The sequence below is a fragment of the Gryllotalpicola sp. CP2-P1 genome (genome assembly GCF_057512245.1).
Genome location: NZ_JBLRDT010000379.1, coordinates 1 through 1299, shown reverse-complemented (window position 1 = coordinate 1299; position 1299 = coordinate 1). Strand labels below are relative to the sequence as shown.

General features: G+C 71.2%; 1 protein-coding gene. It reads right to left on the bottom strand.

From position 1 onward, the window contains the following. Nucleotides 1–1245: DNA polymerase III subunit gamma and tau (locus ACM2XV_RS15380; RefSeq protein WP_487027582.1), on the bottom strand; the 1245-nt coding region annotated here is incomplete at its 3' end. Nucleotides 1246–1299: the final 54 nt, after the last annotated feature.

Sequence of the window (1299 nt, the reverse complement as noted above, 5' to 3'; positions counted from 1 at the left end):
AGAGGCGGCAGGCCGCGCTGATTGACCATCGGAAGCGGGTGCCGGTGCAGCATCCGTCACGCCGACGCGACGCTCGAGGCGCTCGACGCGCGCCAGCGAGCCGGCCTCGTCGGCGGAGGGCACGAGAGCGCGGGCGATCATCAGCTCGAGGTGCAGGCGAGGCGAGGTGGCGCCCGACATCTCGGTCAGGGCGGCGTTCACGATGTCGGCGATGCGCGACAGCTCGGCCGCGCCGAAGGTGCGCGCCTCGGCGCCCATGCGCTCGAGCTCATCGGCGGGGGTGCCACGCAGCACCGCCGCCGCCCGGTCGGGGCCGGCCGCGGCGATGATGATGAGATCGCGCAGGCGCTCGAGCAGGTCTTCCACGAAGCGGCGCGGGTCCTGACCCGTCTGAATGACCCGGTCGACGGCAGAGAATGCGGTCGAGGAATCCCTCGCGGCCATGGCCTCGACGACCTCGTCGAGCAGCGCGGAGTGCGTGTAGCCGAGCAGCGCGACGGCGCGCTCGTAGCCGATCTCGTCGCCCTCTGAGCCCGCGATGAGCTGGTCGAGCAGCGAGAGCGTGTCACGGGGCGAGCCGCCGCCCGCGCGCACGACGAGCGGCAGCACGCCGGGCGCGACCTTCATGCCCTCTTCGTCGGTGAGCTTCTGGACGTAGTCGAGCATCATCGCCGGGGGCACCAGCCGGAAGGGGTAGTGGTGCGTGCGCGAGCGGATCGTGCCGATGACCTTCTCGGGCTCGGTCGTGGCGAAGATGAACTTCACGTGCTCGGGCGGCTCTTCGACGATCTTGAGCAGCGCGTTGAACCCCGCCGAGGTCACCATGTGCGCCTCGTCGAGGATGAAGATCTTGTAGCGGTCGCGCGCGGGGGCGAACACCGCCCGCTCGCGGATGTCGCGCGCGTCGTCGACGCCGTTGTGGCTCGCCGCGTCGATCTCGACGACGTCGAGCGAGCCCTGGCCGCCGCGGCCCAGCTCGATGCAGCTGGGGCACGACCCGCAGGGCGTGTCGGTCGGCCCCTCTGCGCAGTTCAGGCAGCGCGCGAGGATGCGCGCGCTCGTCGTCTTGCCGCACCCGCGCGGGCCGGAGAACAGATAGGCGTGGTTCACGCGGTTCGTTCGCAGCGCCGTCATCAGCGGCTCGGTCACCTGCGACTGGCCGATCATCTCGGCAAAGGTCTCAGGCCGGTAGCGGCGATAGAGGGCGGTAACCACGCCCCCAATCGTAACGGCGGCCCCCGACATCCCGCCGGGTCCCCGGCCGGGTGTGGAGAACGCGACGAGGGCGCGGAAGCGATG